The organism is Tissierella sp. P1 (genome assembly GCF_002266425.1).
GTDB lineage: Bacteria > Bacillota > Clostridia > Tissierellales > Tissierellaceae > Tissierella > Tissierella carlieri.
Map to the genome: position 1 here is coordinate 137,341 of NZ_NPMN01000001.1, position 20,254 is coordinate 157,594.

The 20,254-nt window shown below is 31.5% G+C and carries 21 protein-coding genes and 1 pseudogene; 14 read left to right on the forward strand and 8 right to left on the reverse strand.

Features of this window, described 5'->3' with window-relative positions:
* Positions 1–381 precede the first annotated feature (381 nt).
* The 7 genes and pseudogenes from CIW83_RS00650 to CIW83_RS00680 form a co-directional block, all read right to left on the reverse strand.
* Entirely contained in the window at positions 382–783 is a 402-nt protein-coding gene (locus CIW83_RS00650; RefSeq protein ID WP_094898751.1) for an arsenate reductase ArsC, read from the reverse strand.
* 22 nt (positions 784–805) lie between these two features.
* Positions 806–1,861 (reverse strand): ACR3 family arsenite efflux transporter, encoded by a 1,056-nt coding sequence (gene arsB, locus CIW83_RS00655; RefSeq protein ID WP_094898752.1) that lies wholly within the window; start codon positions 1,859–1,861, stop codon positions 806–808.
* 50 nt (positions 1,862–1,911) lie between these two features.
* Positions 1,912–3,656, reverse strand: a pseudogene (arsA, locus tag CIW83_RS24725) (arsenical pump-driving ATPase).
* A gap of 19 nt (positions 3,657–3,675) precedes the next feature.
* Entirely contained in the window at positions 3,676–4,062 is a 387-nt protein-coding gene (gene arsD / locus CIW83_RS00665; protein WP_094898753.1) for an arsenite efflux transporter metallochaperone ArsD, read from the reverse strand.
* A 20-nt stretch (positions 4,063–4,082) separates the two neighbouring features.
* Entirely contained in the window at positions 4,083–4,406 is a 324-nt protein-coding gene (locus tag CIW83_RS00670; RefSeq protein ID WP_094898754.1) for a metalloregulator ArsR/SmtB family transcription factor, read from the reverse strand.
* A gap of 196 nt (positions 4,407–4,602) precedes the next feature.
* On the reverse strand, positions 4,603–5,607 hold the full coding sequence (locus CIW83_RS00675; protein ID WP_094898755.1) for a permease: 1,005 nt from the start codon (positions 5,605–5,607) through the stop codon (positions 4,603–4,605).
* Between the two features lie 36 nt (positions 5,608–5,643).
* A complete protein-coding gene (locus CIW83_RS00680; RefSeq protein WP_094898756.1) occupies positions 5,644–5,934 on the reverse strand; it encodes a helix-turn-helix transcriptional regulator in 291 nt (96 codons plus the stop codon).
* Between the two features lie 275 nt (positions 5,935–6,209).
* Between CIW83_RS00680 and CIW83_RS00685 the strand changes: the two genes are divergently transcribed.
* From CIW83_RS00685 to CIW83_RS00740, 12 genes are all read left to right on the forward strand, one after another.
* On the forward strand, positions 6,210–7,199 hold the full coding sequence (locus CIW83_RS00685) for a sulfurtransferase (protein WP_094898757.1): 990 nt from the start codon (positions 6,210–6,212) through the stop codon (positions 7,197–7,199).
* Between the two features lie 73 nt (positions 7,200–7,272).
* Entirely contained in the window at positions 7,273–7,968 is a 696-nt protein-coding gene (locus tag CIW83_RS00690) for a TVP38/TMEM64 family protein (RefSeq protein WP_201259606.1), read from the forward strand.
* Between the two features lie 66 nt (positions 7,969–8,034).
* A complete protein-coding gene (locus CIW83_RS00695; protein ID WP_094898758.1) occupies positions 8,035–9,144 on the forward strand; it encodes a (Fe-S)-binding protein in 1,110 nt (369 codons plus the stop codon).
* Between the two features lie 4 nt (positions 9,145–9,148).
* A complete protein-coding gene (locus CIW83_RS00700; RefSeq protein WP_094898759.1) occupies positions 9,149–9,808 on the forward strand; it encodes a TVP38/TMEM64 family protein in 660 nt (219 codons plus the stop codon).
* Positions 9,801–11,039 (forward strand): ABC transporter substrate-binding protein, encoded by a 1,239-nt coding sequence (locus CIW83_RS00705; RefSeq protein WP_094898760.1) that lies wholly within the window; start codon positions 9,801–9,803, stop codon positions 11,037–11,039. Before CIW83_RS00700 ends, CIW83_RS00705 begins: the two co-directional genes overlap by 8 nt.
* Before the next feature lies 1 nt (position 11,040).
* Positions 11,041–11,904: an ABC transporter permease gene (locus CIW83_RS00710; protein ID WP_094898761.1), complete on the forward strand. Its 864-nt coding sequence runs from the start codon at positions 11,041–11,043 to the stop codon at positions 11,902–11,904.
* Between the two features lie 4 nt (positions 11,905–11,908).
* Positions 11,909–12,724, forward strand: a complete 816-nt coding sequence (locus CIW83_RS00715; protein WP_094898762.1) for an ABC transporter permease — start codon at positions 11,909–11,911, stop codon at positions 12,722–12,724.
* Positions 12,717–13,742 carry an ABC transporter ATP-binding protein gene (locus tag CIW83_RS00720; protein WP_094898763.1) on the forward strand — a complete coding sequence of 342 codons (1,026 nt, stop codon included), beginning with the start codon at positions 12,717–12,719 and terminating at the stop codon, positions 13,740–13,742. Before CIW83_RS00715 ends, CIW83_RS00720 begins: the two co-directional genes overlap by 8 nt.
* A 4-nt stretch (positions 13,743–13,746) precedes the next feature.
* Positions 13,747–14,421, forward strand: a complete 675-nt coding sequence (locus CIW83_RS00725) for a TIGR04283 family arsenosugar biosynthesis glycosyltransferase (protein WP_094898764.1) — start codon at positions 13,747–13,749, stop codon at positions 14,419–14,421.
* Positions 14,421–15,128 carry a TIGR04282 family arsenosugar biosynthesis glycosyltransferase gene (locus tag CIW83_RS00730; protein ID WP_094898765.1) on the forward strand — a complete coding sequence of 236 codons (708 nt, stop codon included), beginning with the start codon at positions 14,421–14,423 and terminating at the stop codon, positions 15,126–15,128. The genes CIW83_RS00725 and CIW83_RS00730 overlap by 1 nt, the downstream gene beginning before the upstream one ends.
* Positions 15,100–16,089, forward strand: coding sequence for a phosphotransferase (locus tag CIW83_RS00735; protein ID WP_201259607.1), 990 nt, complete (start codon positions 15,100–15,102; stop codon positions 16,087–16,089). Before CIW83_RS00730 ends, CIW83_RS00735 begins: the two co-directional genes overlap by 29 nt.
* A gap of 202 nt (positions 16,090–16,291) precedes the next feature.
* Entirely contained in the window at positions 16,292–17,029 is a 738-nt protein-coding gene (locus CIW83_RS00740; RefSeq protein ID WP_094898767.1) for a rhodanese-like domain-containing protein, read from the forward strand.
* An 87-nt stretch (positions 17,030–17,116) separates the two neighbouring features.
* Here CIW83_RS00740 and CIW83_RS00745 read toward each other — a convergent pair whose 3' ends face one another.
* Entirely contained in the window at positions 17,117–18,001 is an 885-nt protein-coding gene (locus CIW83_RS00745; protein ID WP_094898768.1) for a nucleoside hydrolase, read from the reverse strand.
* A gap of 381 nt (positions 18,002–18,382) precedes the next feature.
* Here CIW83_RS00745 and CIW83_RS00750 point away from each other — a divergent pair, with 381 nt between their 5' ends.
* Together CIW83_RS00750 and CIW83_RS00755 are read left to right on the forward strand one after the other, a co-directional pair.
* Complete coding sequence (locus CIW83_RS00750) at positions 18,383–19,180, forward strand: ABC transporter permease (RefSeq protein ID WP_094898769.1); 798 nt, start codon at positions 18,383–18,385, stop codon at positions 19,178–19,180.
* A 26-nt stretch (positions 19,181–19,206) separates the two neighbouring features.
* Positions 19,207–20,208 carry an ABC transporter substrate-binding protein gene (locus CIW83_RS00755; RefSeq protein WP_094898770.1) on the forward strand — a complete coding sequence of 334 codons (1,002 nt, stop codon included), beginning with the start codon at positions 19,207–19,209 and terminating at the stop codon, positions 20,206–20,208.
* Positions 20,209–20,254: the final 46 nt, after the last annotated feature.

A 20,254-nucleotide genomic window follows, 5' to 3' on the forward strand; every position in this document is an offset into this window, starting at 1 on the left:
CAATAATAAAATATTTGGTTATCCTCGGTAAAAATGTTGAGTAAATAAAGTGATAATGATACTTATGATTTTTATGGATATGGCATCTAGATTATAAAGAAAAATGATTAAATATACTCTCTGAATTTTGGAGGCTGTGATTATGTCGTCAGTTTTATGTTATCATATTATTCATAGCAAAACACAAACATCATACAGGTAAGCAATTTTAGTATAATGTATGACATCTCAAGAAATATTAAAATAATCTCTTGTGATGTAATAAGCATTTCTAATTTAGCTATAGCTTGATAGAATGCCATATTTATCTATACTTTCAGAAAAAAGGCTTTGAACACTTTCAATTGTTCAAAGCCTTTTAATATTATAAATGTATGCTTACTAAATTTCATTGTTTCTAACTCTTTTAATCAAATCTTCCACTTTTTCCTTTATTATATCTCTAGTTTCCCGATAGTCTTCAATGAGTCCACCAGATGGGTCTGTTAGCCCCCAATCCTCGATATGACTATTTGGAACAAAGGGACACACTACATTACATCCCATAGTTATAAGAATATCTACTTCCTCGGGTATATTAGATAATAACTTAGGATAGTGACCACTCATATCTATACCTGCTTCTTCCATTACTTGTACTGCCAAAGGCTTTACTTTTGGATAATTTTCAGTTCCTGCTGAATATACTTCCAATATATCACTACCTAATTTTTTCGCCCAGCCTTCTGCCATTTGAGAACGGCATGAATTGTGAACGCATATAAAAGCAACCTTCTTTTTCATTTAGTATTCCTCCAAATAAAGATTATTTAGCTTTATTAAACCATCCCCTTGTATTGTTTGCTATCCTTACAAGAGTAAGCATTACTGGAACTTCAACAAGTACACCTACTACAGTTGCTATTGCTGCTCCAGATTTCAATCCAAATAAAGAAATAGCTACTGCTACTGCTAGTTCAAAGAAATTTGATGCTCCAATCATACCTGCTGGTGCAGCCACATCATGAGGTAATTTCCATGCTTTCGCCCATAAATAAGCAACAAAGAATATAAGAAATGTCTGTATTATTAGAGGTACTGCTATCAATACTATATTCATAGGATTATCAACGATTATTTGACCTTGGAAAGAGAATATAATTATTAAAGTTAATAAAAGTCCTATTATTGTAACATTACTAAACTTTGGAATAAAGGTTTTTTCAAAGTATTCTAATCCTTTATTTTTAGTGATAACTACCCTTGAAATCCAACCAGCAGATAGTGGTATAACTACAAATAATACAACTGATAAAAATAATGTGGCCCACGGAATTGATATATCACTCATACCTAATAAGAAAGCAACTATAGGAACGAATCCAACTAATATTATAAGGTCATTTGTGGCCACTTGAACAAGAGTATACGCTGGGTCACCTTTAGTTAAATGACTCCAAACAAATACCATAGCAGTACAAGGTGCTGCTCCTAAAAGTACTGCCCCTGCAAGATAATCCTTTGCTAAGTCGGGGGATATAACGCTTTTAAATACTACATTAAAGAAAAATACTGCTATCGCGTACATTGTAAATGGTTTAATCAACCAGTTTGTAACCCATGTAATTATAAGTCCTTTTGGATTTTCACCAACTCTTTTTATACTATGAAAATCAACCTTTAACATCATTGGATAAATCATTAACCATATAAGAATAGCTACTGGTATAGAAACACTTGCATATTCAAACTTACTTAAAAATTCAGGTATATTTGGGAGATAGACTCCGATAAGTACTCCTACCACCATACATATAGCAACCCATAATGTAAGGTATTTTTCAAAGAAACTAATTCCTGATTGTAGATTTTCTTTTGCCATATCTATATTCCCCTTTCATATGAAATTACTAATTTGAATCTAAGTAAGCTCTATTTTAAGAGCTTACTTAGATTTTGACCCTTTACTTCTTCTGGGATCCACTTAATCACTGCAAAATCTCCGTCAGATATCTCATTTACTTTATTAATCCATTGTATCTCATTACTTGCCTTTACTTTTAAGATTTCATTAGTTGTATTAGTTGCATAGAAGCTTGAGTTAATAATCCACCATTTACTATAGATACCAGCCCTATTTAAGTCCTCCTGTAATCCCATAGCTTCATGAACAGGAGTGGTTTCAGCAAGTGTAACTATTATAACTTCGGTTTGACTACTATCTCTTAACTTAGGCAATAACTTCTTAACTGACTCAGGTATATCTCCTTGTGTTCGTGCAATTTCTCTATTATAGCTTTGTGTGGATTCTAATAATAACAGAGTATGACCTGTTGGAGCTGTATCGATGACTACTACTTCATTTTGTGAACGTTCTACTATTTCAGCAAAGGCTCTAAATACTGCAATTTCTTGAGTACAAGGAGATCTTAAATCTTCTTCAATATAAGCAATATCATCATCAGTCATGGTTTCCTTAGCTTTATTTAGTACTTCTTCTTGATATTTTTCTAGTTCTTTCTTTTCATCTATATTACTTATTGTAATTCCGTAACTTTCATCTATAACAAAGTTTAAATGTGCTGCAGGATCGGTTGTTGTTAAATGAACCTTCTTTCCTTTTTTAGCTAATTCAACAGCAATAGTAGCAGCTATTGTAGTTTTACCGACTCCACCTTTACCCATAGTAAAGATAACCTTTTTATCTCTTCTATATAAATCTTCTATTATAATATTAAGTGAAGGGATATTATCAACAGTTAATTTATCATCATTATATTTAATATTATCACTTTTAAAAAATGCTCTTAGGTTTTCCAAACCCGTCATATTATAAGGTCTTAAAGGAATTTTATAGGTTTCAATATTTTTAAGTCCTTCTGGTATTTCTTTTAATGCATTTTGTTGTTTGTCAAAAATAGCATTAGAAAGATAATCATCATGATCTCTAAGGGCTCCATTAACTATTAGAAGCTGATTACTTATTCCGATGTCTTTTAGCTCATTAGAAGCTCTATCAGCTTCTTTTAAAGTCGATACTTCAGGTCGGGAGATTAGTATAAGTGTAGTTTTTTCTTTGTCCGCTAGATTCTCTACTGCATTTTTATAGACTTCCTTTTTAGCTTCAAGTCCTGATAATTGGCCTAAACATGATGCGCATGAGTGCTTTCGCTAATGAAATTAGTCCATGCTGATGGAAGTTGAAGCATCCTTAGTGTATGACCTGTTGGTGCAGTATCAAATATAATATGATCATATTCTTCGGCTGTTTTTTCATCAGTTATAAAACCAGAGAATTCATTGAAAGCTGCTATTTCAACTGTACATGAACCTGAAAGCTGCTCTTCCATATTTTTTAGTACAACTTCTGGTAGCTTACCTCTATATGGTGATAATACAGATTCCTTATATTCAGCAGCAGCATCTTCTGGGTCAAAATTGGCTACTACTAGATTAGGGATTTCATCTATAGGCACACCTTTATTATTTAACTCTGTTTCAAATACATCTTGAAGGTTTGAAGCAGGGTCAGTACTGATAAGCATAATTCTTTTACCCTCATCAGCTAAAGCAACTGCAATAGCACAAGCAGTTGAGGTTTTTCCAACGCCACCTTTTCCGGTAAAAAATAAGTATTTTGTTAGGTTTATATCTTTTAAATTAAAATCTTTAAACATAATACACCTCTTTTCTATTTTAACAACATCCTTTTCCTCCACAACAGCCATTGTTTTGCTTTTTAGATTTTCTAGCTTCTAATTCAGACATGATATATTCCTTTGGTATCTCCAGCATCTTTATAAATTCCTCATTAGTTGGATATTCCTTTATTTTTACGACTTCTCCATCAACTATTGTAATAGGAAGAACATCTACACCTTCATCATTTAACATCTTATTTACTATTTTATTATCCACAAATATTTGAGGATTGTTGGTTAAATTATGTCTTTCAACTAATACTCCTTTTTTTTCTAACCTATTAATAACAGTTGCAACTCTTAAAAGCTCCTTATCAACAGATGGTCCACATACTCCTGTTGCACAGCACATAGCTGGGTCAAAGATTATCATTTTTTTCATACTTAGTTCCCTCCTATTATTTATTTACAGCCACATTTTGATATACCTTTACAGATGCAATCTTCAGTATCAGTTATAATATTCATTAAAAATAGAATAATTTTATTACATTCCATTAAATTTAAAGAATAGTGATTCCAAAGCCCATCTTTTCTAATATTTACTAGATTAGACTCCATTAAAACCTTCATGTGGTGAGAAAGGGTAGGCTGAGAAAAGTCAAAATGCTCTAATATATCACAGGCGCACATCTCACCACAAGATAATATATCAAGTATTTGAAGTCTCTTTGGATCTGATAATGCTTTAATAATTTTTGAGTTTTCTTCATAATTAACTTTCATTTAATCACTCCCTACATAGATATATGTCTATATAATAAATTATATGCACTTGGGAAAGCGTTGTCAATAGCACATGTAAATATAATTACAATATTTATTGATAGATGATTATCTATACATGGTATATATTTATAGATTTGAAAATGTTAGTAAAAATAAAATCCAGTCAAGAGAATTAATCTTGACTGGATTTTATTCATATAAATAAATATCCAAATATATTAAAGGCATATCCTATAATAAGTATTCCTAGAGTAACTACACCAATAAATATACCTAGAAGCTTTCTCTTAACAACCTTAGAAAGCATAATCATTGAAGGAAGGGAAAGTGCTGTTACACCCATCATAAAAGATAGAGCTGTTCCTAATCCTACTCCTTTTAATACTAATGCCTCTGCAATGGGTAATGTACCAAATATATCTGCATACATGGGTATGCCTACAAAGGTAGCTATTAATACAGAGTACCATTTATCTTGACCTAGTATTGCTGATATAAAAGATTCTGGAATATAGTTATGGATGGCAGCTCCAATTCCAACACCTATAAAGATATACATCCATACTTTCTTTATAATATCTAATACCTGCTCCTTAGCAAAGTTTATTCTATCTATAACTGCTAATTTCTGATCCGCTATATCAAGTACAGGATTGTTAAAAACAAAAGATTCCACATATTTTTCTAATCTGAATTTACTTATAACTGTTCCGCCAACTACAGCGAGGATTATACCGACTATAACATATGCTATAGCTATTTTCCAATTGAATATACTAGCCAATAGAATAATAGATGCTAAATCTACTAAAGGTGATGAAATTAAAAATGAAAATGTAGTACCAATGGGTAGGCCTGCACTAGTAAATCCAATGAATAACGGTATAGAAGAGCAGGAACAAAATGGTGTAACAGTACCAAGTAAAGCAGCTAAGATATTTGCTGTAATTCCATGGAATCTACCTAGTATCTTCCTAGTTCTTTCTGGTGGAAAAAAAGATTGAATATAGGAAATTCCAAATATCAATATTGAAAGTAAGATAAATATCTTAATTACATCATAGATGAAGAAGTGGATGCTTCCACCTAGTCTACTATGAATATCTAAGCCAAAAATATTTTCTACAAGAAGTTTAATTAGATTGAAAAGCCATTCCATTTTAAGTAATTGTGTATTTAGCCATTTTAAAATAACCATATATTTCACCTTCTTTAAATATTATTAGACAATTGATTAGATCTCTTCATAATGATTATCTATATCATTAAACAAGTCTTTTAATAGTTCTAAGGAATCCTTATTGATGGAGTATTTCATCCATATGCCATCCTTTCTTCCATTAACAAGCCCAGAATCGCATAATGTTTTCATATGATAAGAAAGTGTAGGTTGTGTAATATGGAATTCTTCCAATAATTTACATGCACAAAGCTCTCCGCTGGAAAGCATATGAAAGATTTTAATCCTTGTTTCATCTCCTAATGCCTTTAAAAGCAACGCATAATCTGTATAAGATATATTCATGTCTTCACTTCCCTTCTCTATAGTAGAATATTTTATAGAATTCAATAACACATAGATGAATATCTATATGTTAATTATATTACTATATATAGATAAATGTCAATGTGTTAGAAAAATTATTTAAATAAGCTACTTAATAGTTGCAGAACATATAAAAAATATCTATATATAAACAAAAACTATAGATAATCTTGATTTTATTTAAATTATTTCATATGTTAAAATTTAATCGGTGTTAAGAAGTGAAAGTAATGTCATATAAAGGAGTGGGTTAGGTGAAAAGATTTAAATTTATACTAATAGTTATTCTAGCCTTAGGATTAATAGTTGGTGGATGTTCAAATAAAAAAGATGTAGTAGATGAAGGAAATCATCAGCAACCTCCAGTTGGAGAAGGAAAGGAATCAGTAAATGAATTAGAAGAGGATACTATAGAGTTTGTAGATACCAGCTATATGGTAAGTGCTGACTGGCTAAAGGAAAATATGGCAAAAGAAAATCTACTAATATTAGATGCTAGAGGAGCAGATGCTCATAAAAAAGGTCATATACCAGGAGCTATAGCTATTATGTGGCAAGAGTTTTCAAATATGGAAGGTGCACCTGGTAAAGAGCCTAATTGGGGTACGGTTCTTGAAGCGAAAGCTTTATCTGAAAAACTGTCAGCATACGGAATAACGAAAGATAAAGAAATCGTTGTATATACAACTTCTCCAGATGGATGGGGAGAAGATGGAAGAATAGTATGGATGCTGAGAAGAGCAGGATTTGAGAATACAAAGATATTAGATGGCGGATTTGAATACTGGACGTCAAAAGACTATGAAGTATCTAAAGATGATGTAGTACCGACTCCTGCAACTGTTGTGATAGAATTCTTAGATAATAAGACAAATATAGATACTGAAGAATTGGCAGACAACTTGGATAATCTTGTAATAATTGATGTGAGGGGAAAAGATGAATATAACGGAGCTACAAATTTTGGTGAACCAAGAGGAGGTCATTTGCCGGGAGCTATTAATATAACTTTTAGCCAATTCTTGAACAAAAATGGTACTTTAAAAACAGCAAAAGAAATAAAAGATATACTTGATTCTAATGGAATTAACAAAGATGATGAAATAGTAACATATTGTACAGCAGGTATTCGCTCTGCTCATATGCAAATAGTATTAACTATGATGGGATATGATAACGTAAGGAACTATGATGCTAGCTTCTATAGTTGGTCTGGAAATGCTGATTTAGAAGTAGAAAAATAATACAGATAAATATATAGACTCTAATCTATTTCTAGGAGAATAGAGATATATTTGCAGGAAGGTTGTTGATACTTTGAAAAATATAAAAAAATCCACATGGATTAAATTAGGTGTTGTATTGGGATTAATTTTGATATACTTCTTTGTTAGTCCAGTTAGAAATGCTATAAAACAAATTATATTTATATTTAGTATGCTAGATGTAGATGCAGTAAAAGGGTATATATTGTCCTTCGGTATATGGGCACCTATAATATCATTCTTGCTTATGGTATTCCAGTCAGTAGCTGCACCATTACCAGCCTTTTTAATTACCTTTGCCAACGCAGGATTATTTGGATGGGTGAAGGGAGCAATTCTTTCTTGGACATCTGCTATGGCAGGAGCAGCCCTATGTTTCTATATTTCAAGAATATATGGAAGAAATACTGCCGAAAGGTTAACATCTAAATTTGCTTTGGAAGAAATAGATGGTTTTTTTGATAGATATGGTAATTATGCAATATTAATAGCTAGACTCTTACCATTTATATCTTTTGATATAGTTAGCTATGCTGCGGGGTTGACTTCCATGAGCTTTTGGTCTTTCTTTTGGGCTACAGGACTTGGACAACTTCCAGCAACGATAGTATACTCCTATGCAGGTGAAAAGCTAACGGGTGGAGCAAAGACCTTTGTCACGGGACTTCTCATATTATTTGCAGTTAGTGCATTAGGATTTTTAATAAAAAAGATATGGAATGAGAAGAACAAAAAAACTATTAATTAGAGAGTGTGTTAGGGTTGCTTCGAGAGGAGCAATCCTTTCATTGCTTTAATAAAAAGGATGTAATAAATGAAAATATCAGATAAAATTATAAAAATAATAAACGAAGAGGAAGAAAAATGCATAGGCTGTAAGCTATGTATGAATGGTTGCCCTATGTTAGATAAATTCTGTGATTCTCCGAAGGAATTACTAAAGGAACTTAAATGTAATGGAGAATTTGACTATATCTTACCCTACTCATGTATGCTATGTGGATATTGTACAAAGGTATGCCCTAAGGGAGTAGATTTAAAGAATTTATTCTTAGAACTTAGGAGAGATGTAGTTAATCAAAGCAATGGTAAACTAGCTAGGAATCTTAACACAAATGGAGTAGATTTACATCAAAAACTTAGTTTCTCTAATCTATTTACATCTAATATTCAAAACCTACAATCAGATACCATATTTTTTCCAGGATGTGGGCTTCTTTCTTATAGTCCGAAGATAGTAGAGGATACATATAGATATCTAAGAACTAAAATAGGGGGCATAGGAATATATACTAAATGCTGTGGAAAGCCTACAGCATTTATGGGAAAAGATGAGAAATTTAAGGAGTATTATTCTATTCTTGAAAAAGAATTTAGAGATAAGAATATTAAAAGAATAATAACAGGATGTCAAAACTGCTTTATGACCATAGGAAATAATAGTAAGGATATAGAAGTAATATCTTTGTGGGAAGTACTAGCTAATGTGGGAATACCAGAAGAAAAAATAGGTATTGGGAAATCCATAAATGTAGAGTTTACGATTCATGACCCATGCCCTACCAGAGATATAGATATAATTCACAGCTCCATAAGACAAATAGTGGATGAACTGGGCTTTAAAATAGATGAAATGGAGTATAACAAGGGAAAAACACTTTGCTGTGGTTCAGGCGGTATGGTGTCAGTTACTCAAAATCATGTATCTGAGGCTCATACCATAAGAAGAGCCCAAGAAGCAAAAACAGAATATATTATCACCTATTGTCAGGAATGTGTAGAGTCTATGAGAAGAGGTGGTAAGAAATCTTACCATATACTTGATTTATTATTCACTGAAGGCTTTCAAAATATGGAGCAGAAAAATCAAGGGGTAATAACAAAATGGACTAATAGGTACAAAGGAAAGAATATAGGGAAGTGAAAATATGAAGGATAGAAGCTCAGTATTAAAAGCAATAGCAATAATTATTTTAATAATAGCTTTAGCTTTATTGCTCAATAAATTTAATATTCTTAAAGGCTATGGACCAAATGAGATTAAAGAGTTTATTCAAGGAAAAGGTATTATGGCACCGGTTATTTATGTAGCATTACTATCTTCCCTGCCTTTGCTACTATTTCCAGATTCTGTTTTGGTAATAGCAGGTGGTATGATATTTGGTCTTTTTTGGGGGACAGTACTTACTACAATAGGCTCATTAATTGGAGCCGCCATAGCATTCTATATTTCTAGAAAGCTGGGGCAACAAGTGGTGAAGAAGTTTATAAAAAAGGAATTAGTTTTATTTGATAAAAAGAATAGTGGATTTTTCTTGATTTTAATGTTAAGATTAATCCCCTTATTCCCCTTTAAAATAGTAAGCTATAGTGCAGGATTGTCAGATGTAAGGTTTAGGGATTTTGCATTGGCCACAACCATAGGTTCAATGCCGGGCATCATAGTATATACAAACCTTGGAGATAAGACAACAGTATTTGGCTCAAAGGATTTTTATATTTCTATAGGCTTATTAATAGGGTTGTTTTTAATTTCTTTTATAATGAAAAAAGTATTTCAAGGAAAAGGAGACAAGATCAATGAATAAAAAGTTATGGTTACTTATATTATCAGTAGTATTAATATTTAATTTAGCTGGATGCAGTACGAAGACAGTGAATAATGGGAATATATTAGATCAAGATTTTGAAGAATTATTAGAAGCTGCAAAAGGGACGACTGTTACCTTCTATGGATGGGGTGGCAGTCAGCAAACTAACTCATGGATAGATGGTTATTTATCAGAGAATGTAAAAAAAGACTATGATATTACCGTAAAAAGAGTTGGAATGAATATAGATGAAATATTAAACAGTCTTCTAAATGAGAAGCAGCTTAATGTAGAAAAAGGAAATATAGATGTAGTATGGATTAATGGAGAAAATTTCTTTACTGCTAAGGAAAACAATTTATTATTTGGACCTTTTACTGATAAATTACCGAATTTCAATAAATACGTAGATAAGGATTCACCAGATGTAAAATATGATTTTGGTTATCCTGTTGAAGGTTATGAAGCGCCCTATGGAAAAGCTCAGATGGTAATGGTATATGATAGTGAAAAAGTAGACAAGACTCCTGTTGACCACAAGGAGCTATTAGAGTGGGCAAAGAAAAATCCAGGTAAGTTTACTTACCCAGCATTACCAGATTTTACAGGATCTGCTTTTGTTAGAAATATAATATGTGATATAGTAGGGTATGAACAATTTATGGACATGGATGCTGATGAAGAAACTGTAAGGAAGGCTATAGAACCGGCTATTGAATATTTAAAGGAACTAAAGCCTTATCTATGGAATGAAGGAAAGACTTATCCAGGGGATGCACCTCTTCTTGATAATATGTATGCAGATGGAGAAGTGTGGATGACTATGACTTACAATCCAAACTCAGCATCAGGAAAAATTGCAACGGGAGAATATAAAGAATCTACTAGAACCTTTATATTTGACAAAGGAACCATAGGTAATACCCATTTTCTAGCTATACCATTTAATGCTCCGAATAAGGCAGGAGCTATGGCTCTTATTAACTATATATTAAATGTAGAATCTCAAGCCACGAAATATGAGCTGGAGACATGGGGAGATTTACCAGTACTAGATAACGATAAATTAAGTCAAGGGGAAAAAGATAGATTTGCATCTATTCCTTTAGGTATGGCAACTTTACCTCAGGATGTATTGCTAGAACATAGAATTCCAGAGATGCAGGCAGATCTAGTTCCAATAATTGAAAAAATATGGATGGAAATGATACCAGGTGAAGGTGAGTAATTTGAGGGAGAAATTAAAACCCTATCTATTGCTATTTCCAATACTATTTGTTTTGATTACCATTTTTGTTTCAGGAATAATAATGGGGCTTATACAAAGCTTAGGATATTTTAAGGCAGTAGGTTTAACAGAATTTACATTAAAATACTATAAAGAGGTATTAACTAGTAAGGGATTTATATCATCCCTTAGATTCAGCCTTTATACTTCTTTTACCTCATCTATTATGGCAGTAGTTTGTGGAGTACTTTTATCTTATGCAATTCTTCAAGTAAAAGGAAAAAAAGAGATGGTAGAATCTCTATATAGAATACCTATTATAGTACCCCATATAGTTTCTGTTTTATTAGTATATAATATTTTATCTCAATCAGGAATTCTTCCGAGAATTTTATATGAAGCTGGCTTGATTACTGATCAAAGCCAGTTTCCGTCTATTCTCTACGAGAGAAACGGAATTGGTGTAATAATAGCATATCTATGGAAGGAAATACCCTTTGTTGCTCTTACAACCTATACCATACTTAGTAAGGTCAGCAGTAAACTATCAGATGTAGCAGGTAATCTAGGAGCTAATAAGAGGCAGATATTTTTTTATATACTTCTCCCTCTTATTATGCCTTCTGTCTTTTCCTCCTTTATTATTATCTTTGCATTTTCCTTTGGAGCATATGAAGTACCTTTATTATTGGGACCAACACAGCCTAAGGCTTTGTCGGTACAGGCATTTATAGAATATAACAACCCAGTACTTGCAAATAGACCATATGCCATGGTATATAATATATTAATTACTTTAATAGCTTTGATTCTTACATGGCTTTATTATAAGGCCTTTGAAAAAGCCTATAAATACGGCAGGTGATAATATGAAAGATAAAACTAAATTAAGATATAAAATAATAATAGGAATATTTTTAAGCTTTTTATTATTACCCTTAGCAATTATATTTCTATGGAGCTTTGCAAAGAATTGGCCGTGGCCTCATTTATTGCCAGAAAATTGGGGGTTAAGAGGATGGTCTTATTTTTTAAATCCATCGTCAAAGAGCTTATCTACTCTATTATTTAGTATGTTTTTATCCTTTGCAGTGACAATGATTACTCTAGGTATAACTATACCAGCAGCTAAGGCACTGGCTCTTTACAAATTCAAGGGGAAAAAATTAATAGAAATGCTAATATTTGCACCAGTTATAGTGCCTACTGTTACAGTAGCCATGGGTATACATCTTCAGTTTATTAAAATGGGGCTTGCTAATACCTTTTTAGGAGTAGTATTGATACAACTTATACCTTGTATCCCATATAGTATTAGAATCCTTAAAAGTGTTTTTGAAATAATAGGTGAAGAAATGGAAGAGCAAGCTAGGGTTTTAGGGGCTAATGGATTTCAGACCTTTTATTATGTAACATTTCCTATGATACTTCCTGGAATAATCTCTGCTGGAAGTATGGCTTTTATAGTATCCTTTAGTCAATATTTCCTTACATTTCTAATAGGAGGAGGAAGAATAATAACCTTCTCAATGCTAATGTTTCCCTATATTCAGAGTGGTGATAGAATGATGGCATCTGTTTATAGCGTAGTCTTTATATTTACTACTTTGATATTTTTAATTATCGTAGAAAGGATTACAAATAAGTTCTATAAAGATAAGTTGAAGGAGTATAATTATGTCTAAAATTACCTTGAAAAATATAGAGAAATCCTTTAATAAAATTAAGGTCTTGAATAATATTAATTTCGAAGCGCCAGAGGGAAATGTAGTCTCCTTATTGGGACCTTCTGGTTGTGGCAAAACTACTACCTTAAAGATAATAGCAGGGCTGATTAAAGCTGATAATGGGGAAATATTTTTAGGAGATAAGGATATAGCAAATGTTTCTGTGGAAAAGAGGGGTACTGTAATAGTTTTTCAGGATTATTTATTATTTCCTCATTTGAATATAGAAGAAAATATTGGTTTTGGTCTTAAAATGGCGAGGATACCAAAGAAAGAGATAAGCCTTCGAGTAGAGAGGATGCTGGAATTAGTCCAACTAAAGGGATATAATAAAAAATATCCGAATAAGCTTTCGGGAGGGCAACAACAGAGAGTAGCATTAGCCAGGGCTTTAGCCATAGAGCCAAAAGTACTCTTACTTGATGAACCTTTTTCTAACTTAGATACAAAATTAAGGAAAGATATGAGAGAATTTACTCTAGAAATACAAAGGAAGCTAAATATCACAACGATTTTGGTTACCCATGATAAGGAAGAAGCTTTGATGTCCTCTGATAAAATAGCTATTATGCTCAATGGAGAAATTAAACAATTTGGAACTCCAGAAGAACTATATGAAAGACCTATTTCAATAGAAGTAGCAGATTTCTTTGGTGAAAAAAACTATATAGATGGTTTAGTGGAAAATAATATGTTTATATCCGATATTTGCAACCTTCCTGTAGAAATGGAGGATATAAAAAAAGCAAAGGCCATGATTAAACCAGAGAATATAAAAATATATCCCGAAGAAACCACTGACTTAACAGGAATAGTAGCATCTAGTAAATATGCTGGGGAGAGAGTTTATTATACTGTATTAATAAAAGGAAAGGAACTAAAGATAATATCTCAAAACTCTAAAATATATAAAGTAGGAGATAAGGTGTCAATAGATATAGATATTGAAGGTATAAAGATATTTAAGGAGAAGTGAAACTATGGTGTCCATAATAGTACCTGCGTTGAATGAAGAAAAAACTATAAAGGAAAACTTGGAGAATTTAATTAAAATAGAGGGAAATAAAGAAATAATAGTAGTGGATGGGGGTAGTTGTGATAAAACTGTGGATATTGCAAAAAAATATGCTATAGTTATCAACAGCACCAGGGGTAGAGCAAGACAGATGAACGCAGGTGCAAAAATTGCAAAGGGTAATATATTGTGGTTTGTTCATTCCGATTCGAAATTAGAGAAAAATAGTATATTAGAAATGGAACAGATAATAGAAGATGGTTATATTGGAGGATGCTTCAAGCTATATTTTTATGACTTAGATACTCCTTTTATGAGATATGTATCAAACTCTTCAAATAGAAGAGCTAAATATTTGAAACTGATATTTGGGGATCAAGGTATATTTATGAGAAAAGATATATTTGAAGAATTAATGGGATATAAGGAAATGGAACTAATGGAGGATTGGGAATTTTCCCGCAGAATTCATAAACTTGGTAAGATGAAGGTATTAGATAAAAAAATAGGAACTTCTGCTAGAAGATTTAAAGAAGGAGGACAACTTAAAACTCTCCTATTGATGCATAAAATAAAAATATTATATATGCTAGGCACTCCAGCAGATAAATTGGCTAAAATATACAGGCAGGTGAGATAATGAATGCACTAATACTTATGACAAGAATACCAATGGCAGGACAAACGAAAACAAGATTGATGGATATTATGTCTGGAGATGAATGTGCGGAGCTTCATATGGCTTTTTTGAAGGATTTATTCAATACTTTCAAGAAGCTGAAAGAAATAGATATATATCTTACCTATACTCCTGAAAATTCATTAGATACTATAGAAAATATAATACCTGAGTTTGTTAAGACTTTACCCCAAATAGGAGAAGATTTAGGCAATAAAATGTATAATGCAATAAATGATATATTATCTTTAGACTATGAAAAGGTAATATTAATAGGTTCAGATATACCACATATTAAAAATGAAGATATACTCCATTCCTTTAAAATATTAGAGGAAAAAGATATAGTACTGGGACCATCCTATGATGGAGGATATTACCTAATAGGGATGAAAAAACCAAATGAGGGGATATTTCATATATCTAAAAAATGGGGTGGAAAGTCAGTACTGGAATCCACCATAGATATGGCAAATAATCAAAGATTAACGGTAGGTCTTGCTGCTAAATATATGGATATTGACACTAAGGAAGATTTATTTGCATTTATGGATAAATATGAAGGTCATAGGGACAAGATAGCTTTAAAAACAGTGAAATTTATAAAAGAATGGAGGGAGAACACTGGTCAAGGACAAGTTGATAGAACAAATAAAAGGATATATTAATATTAATAGAAAAACTACTTTAAGGGAACTTGATTTAAAGGAAGATTTTGAAATTGAATTCTTAGCTCAGGGTGAATATAACATTAACTTTACCTTAAGCTCTTTTCCTAATAAATATGTATTTAGAGTAAATACTGGAAGCCAGCTGCAATTAGAAAATCAAATAGGATATGAGTTCAATTCTCTAAAATATTTAGAGAAATCCTCAGTAACTCCTAAGGTATTCTTTGTAGATGGTTCTTTAATGTATTTTGATTATGGGATACTCATTATGGAATTCTTAGAAGGAGCACCTCTTGATTATGGAAAGGATTTAATGAAGGCAGCAAGGATATTTTCGAGAATTCACTCCTTAGAAATAGCTAAGGATAATCATTTTATAACAGAAAAAAATATATTTAGTGCTAGGATAGGTGAAGGGGAAAGACTTCTTTCTAATATCTGGGACAGTCCTATAGTGGATAAAAGAGTTAAATCCTTTTTTGATAAATTCTTAGATTGGGCAAATGTTAATAAAGACAAAGAGAAATACTTTATAGATAATCCTTGGTATGTAATAAATAATACGGAAGTCAACTCTCATAATTTTATCATAGGAGAGAAATCTTATTTGATTGATTGGGAAAAACCAGTGATTAGTGATCCTGCTCAGGATTTAACTCAATTTCTCGCACCTACTACTACATTGTGGAAGACAAGCTATATATTGAGCTCTGATGAAAAAGAAGAATTCTTTAAGAACTATATTAATGGATTAAATGGAAGGGATAAAAATATAAGAGATAGAGTTAATCTCTATACTCCCTATTTATATTTAAGAGCTTTAGGTTGGTGTGCTCATGCCTATGTAGAATACCATGATCCTAAGAAAGAAATAAAGAATATGGATACATTTGAGAAGATAAAGGAGTACTTGGATATAGATTTTATGGAGGGGTTATTAAGGAAGTTTGGAGTATAGATTTTACTCTTAAAAATATGATAAAAGCAACCTTAAGTAATTGATATATTATAACGATAAATATGAGATTATTAAATAAATCTATGCAATTATTTAATGAATAGATATTTGCTATATAAATTGAAAATAAAAATTCATAATGTTATAATCAACGAGGAAAATCAATGTATATATAAAATGTATATATAATAAGGAGGAAGAAATGAATAATAGAAGATTTAAATTTATTACTTTATTAATGGTAATGATGTTAACGCTGACATTAACAGTTGCATGTACAAAAAATGAAGGAAAACAAGCAGATGGTAATTCAGATGTAGCTACAATAAAAACAATGACAGGTGAGAAACTTGTAAAACAAAATTCAGGAAAAGAAAAAGATAAAGTTTTAATTATTGATGTACGTTCTCCAGAAGAGTACAAAGAAGGTCATATTCCACATGCTATTAATATCAATGTGGAAGGTTTTGAAGATAGAATTAGTGAGCTTGAAGATTTAAAGGAATTCCCAATTATTACTTACTGTAATTCAGGAAAGAAAAGTGGACAAGTTGCAGAGATTTTAGTTAATAATGGATTTAAAGATGTAACTAATGCCGCAGGAGTTAAAGAATTTGAATATGATTTAGTTCACTACGAAGACATAAGAGGAGCTGCTTTCCAAAAACTTATTGATGAAAATAAAGATATTGTATTAGTAGATGTTAGAGAAGAGAAACAAGTTGCAGAAGAAGGAATGATTGCAGGAGCTATCAATGTCCCATTTAATGCTATAGAGACAAATCTTGATAAATTACCAAAAGACAAGACTATTGCTTTATATTGCAATACTGGTACTAAGAGTGCTGAAGTAGCAAAGCAATTAGAAGATCTTGGCTATGAAAACGTAGTAAATTCTATTGAAGGTGTAAAAGAATATTCATTTGAATTAGTAAAATAAATATATTAGAAAAACTCCCAGATAAGCTTATTTGGGAGTTTGAATTTTTATCGGCACCAGTTGTGTGGCACTTAATAGTTCATTACATCAATTATTTTCTACAGCTACATTACTCCAAGCTTCAAAAACCAATTCATTAAACAACTTCACATTCTTTATCATAGTAGGGATATTTATTTTACTTCCTTTTTCATTACTTTCATCTATTCTTAAAAATCCAGTTTTTAAGTCTTCTACATCTGAAACTATAGATTCAAAATTATCATCAAATAGTTCAGGATTTGTTATATATATAGCAGAAACTATATCCCAATTAAAGAAGCCTTCAGTATTAAATAATTCTCTAAAATACTCAAACCAAGCGTAGGAGTTTTCCTTGATATATACATAAGAAGGTATATCTTTATTATCCATCAATCTTTCATACTCTTCTTTTTTAAATTCTGCTTGAAGACAGATATGACCCGTCATCGTAGTGACTTTTGCACCAGAGTGCAGAACATTGTGACTTGCTTCATTATCAACAGAGAAATTTAACTCATTTAAGTTTTTACCATTGATTATCAAGGGTTTAGTTAGTCCTCCCATAAGTACAATTTCCTTAATTTTTTTATAGAAATCATTGTCAAGAAGATAGGCACCATATAGATTAGATAGAGAACCTGTTGCTAATATAGTAACTTCATTAGGATATTTATTTACTATATCTACAAGAAATTTAGCCGCTTCACTCCTTCTATCCGAAGCTTTTGCTGACCCCTTCTTTAAAGGGATATTTGTAATATTTAAATCCTTAAACAATTTAGCAGTAGCTGCAAATACATCTTCTATATTACTATTTCCGAAAGTAGTGGTAACTCCAAGCAAATCTATAGCCTTATTACCTATTAAGTACATTAAGGTTAAACCATCATCTACATCCTTGTTTGGCAATCCCATAGTATTATCACAGTCAAAAATTACTTTAATCAAAATTAATACCTCCCAACTATACTATTTTAATCTGCTTCAAAGTATATACTAACACAACTTATTGCTTTATGTTAGAATACAATGTGCGGGAAGGTAAAAATATTGCCAATATAACCATTCATATAGCAATATTTTACAAAAGGGGATATAGTTAAGTGGTAATATCTTTTGTTGAGGAAGTTCGGAGTATAGATTTTAGCTAAAACAATGTCAAGGTTATTTTAAATTAAATATATTATTAAGAAAAATAATAGTAATTAAATTACTATTATTTTTTTAATAACACTTCAATATCTTATATTGATAGATTATTATATGTATACAGCGTTATATTGTTGACAATATTCGACAATTTTGGACCAATATGAAAGGATGGTGATTATGGAGAAGAGAAAAAATAATTTTATAATTATTACAAGAATATTGATTGTTATTCTATTTATATCTTTCTGGGAAATTACCGCTAGATTTAAGCTTTATAATGCTTTTTTTACAAGTTATCCAAGTGAGATTGTTTTAGATCTAAAACAATTTTTTTTAAGCGGAGATTTAGTAAAACATACATCTATAACCTTACGTGAGGCACTTGCTGGATTATTTTATGGTACTATTATAGGAATTTCTGTTGGTCTATTATTTGGACAGGTACAATCATTAGGTAAAATTTTTTTACCGATAATTACAGCTATTCATGGTGTACCTCAACTTACACTAGCACCAGTATATATATTATGGTTTGGACTAGGTTTAACATCAAAGATATTTCTTGCAGCATTAATGGTCTTTTTTAATGTTTTTTTCTCTACTTATGCAGGTATTCAAAATGTAGAACCTAAGCTTATTGAATCCGCCAATTTACTGGGTGCAGGAACAATACAAACACTATACCATGTTGTGCTGCCATCTAGTATGCCTTGGATAATATCTGGTATTCGTAATGGTGTAGGGGCTTCTTTAATTGGCGCAATCATTGGAGAATTCATGGGGGCTTCAGCAGGGTTTGGATGGATGATTGCTTATGCGTCATCATATTTTAAAATTGCTCGTGTTATGTCATGTATTTTTATTTTATTAGTAGTAGGTATTATTCTTAATTTTATTCTTGATAAGATTGAGGCATATTTACTGCGTTGGAGAGCAGTTACAAGATTATCTCTACATCATGAAAAAAATACATAGAATCTAATTAAATAAGGAGGCAGAATATGAAAAAATCAATAATTATCGTACTTATAATTTGTTTAGCAGCCGGAGTATTTACCGGATGCACATCAAAAGATGTTTCTAATGATTCTGATCTTACGAAAGTTGTAATATCTGAAATGAGAGGGGAGTCTTGGATTCCTGTATATGCAGCTGAAATGCTAGGTTATTTTAAGGAAGAGGGTTTAGATACTGAATGGGTTGTTTTTAAAGATGGTCCAATAGCTTTCCAAGGGATGCATGCAGGAGATTCACAATTTTGTATGTTATCTACTGAGCCGGTACTTCGTGCTTTTGAAGAGGGGTTAGAGTCTAAGATTGTTATTTCAACAGTAAAGAATAAGCAATATATTTTTGCTGGAAATTCTGAAATCACAAGCGTTGAACAATTAAAAGGTAAGGCTATTTTTGCTGGTATGCCAGGCTCTGCTCCTTATTCATTTGTTCTTTCTGCTTTAGAAGAAGCAGGACTTTCTGAGAATGATGTTGAATGGATAAATATGGAGTATGGAGCTGCTTTGGCCGCACTTGAGCAAGGAAATATAGCCGCATCATTTTTTGATGGAATTCATATTAATGAGATTAAAAATCTAAATGCCAATATTTTAATTAATACCTCAGATCCTATACAGCATGAGGCACTTTATGGTTCTAAGTATTATGAATCACAAATGGTTACAGTTACTAAGGAGTTCGCAGAAAAAAATCCTGAGACAGTTCAAAAATTTGTAAATGCTGTTATAAAAGCTATGGCTTGGCAATCAGAGCATACTGATGAAGAACTTGCAAAATTAGTTTCTCCTATGTTTGAAGGTAGAGATTTGGTTGAAATTGTTGGCATATTGAGAGGGTCACTTTCTAATGATGGTTTCTTTTCCGAGGAAGGCTATAATGCAATCGAAGGTTTTTGCTTAGAACAAGGAATTATTAAAAACCCTATTGGATATGAAAATGTGATTGATATGTCTTATGTAAATAATGCAAGAAAATCATTAGAGAAATAGAATTCTTTGAAAATATATTATAACAGTTAATCTAATTTCTAAGAAA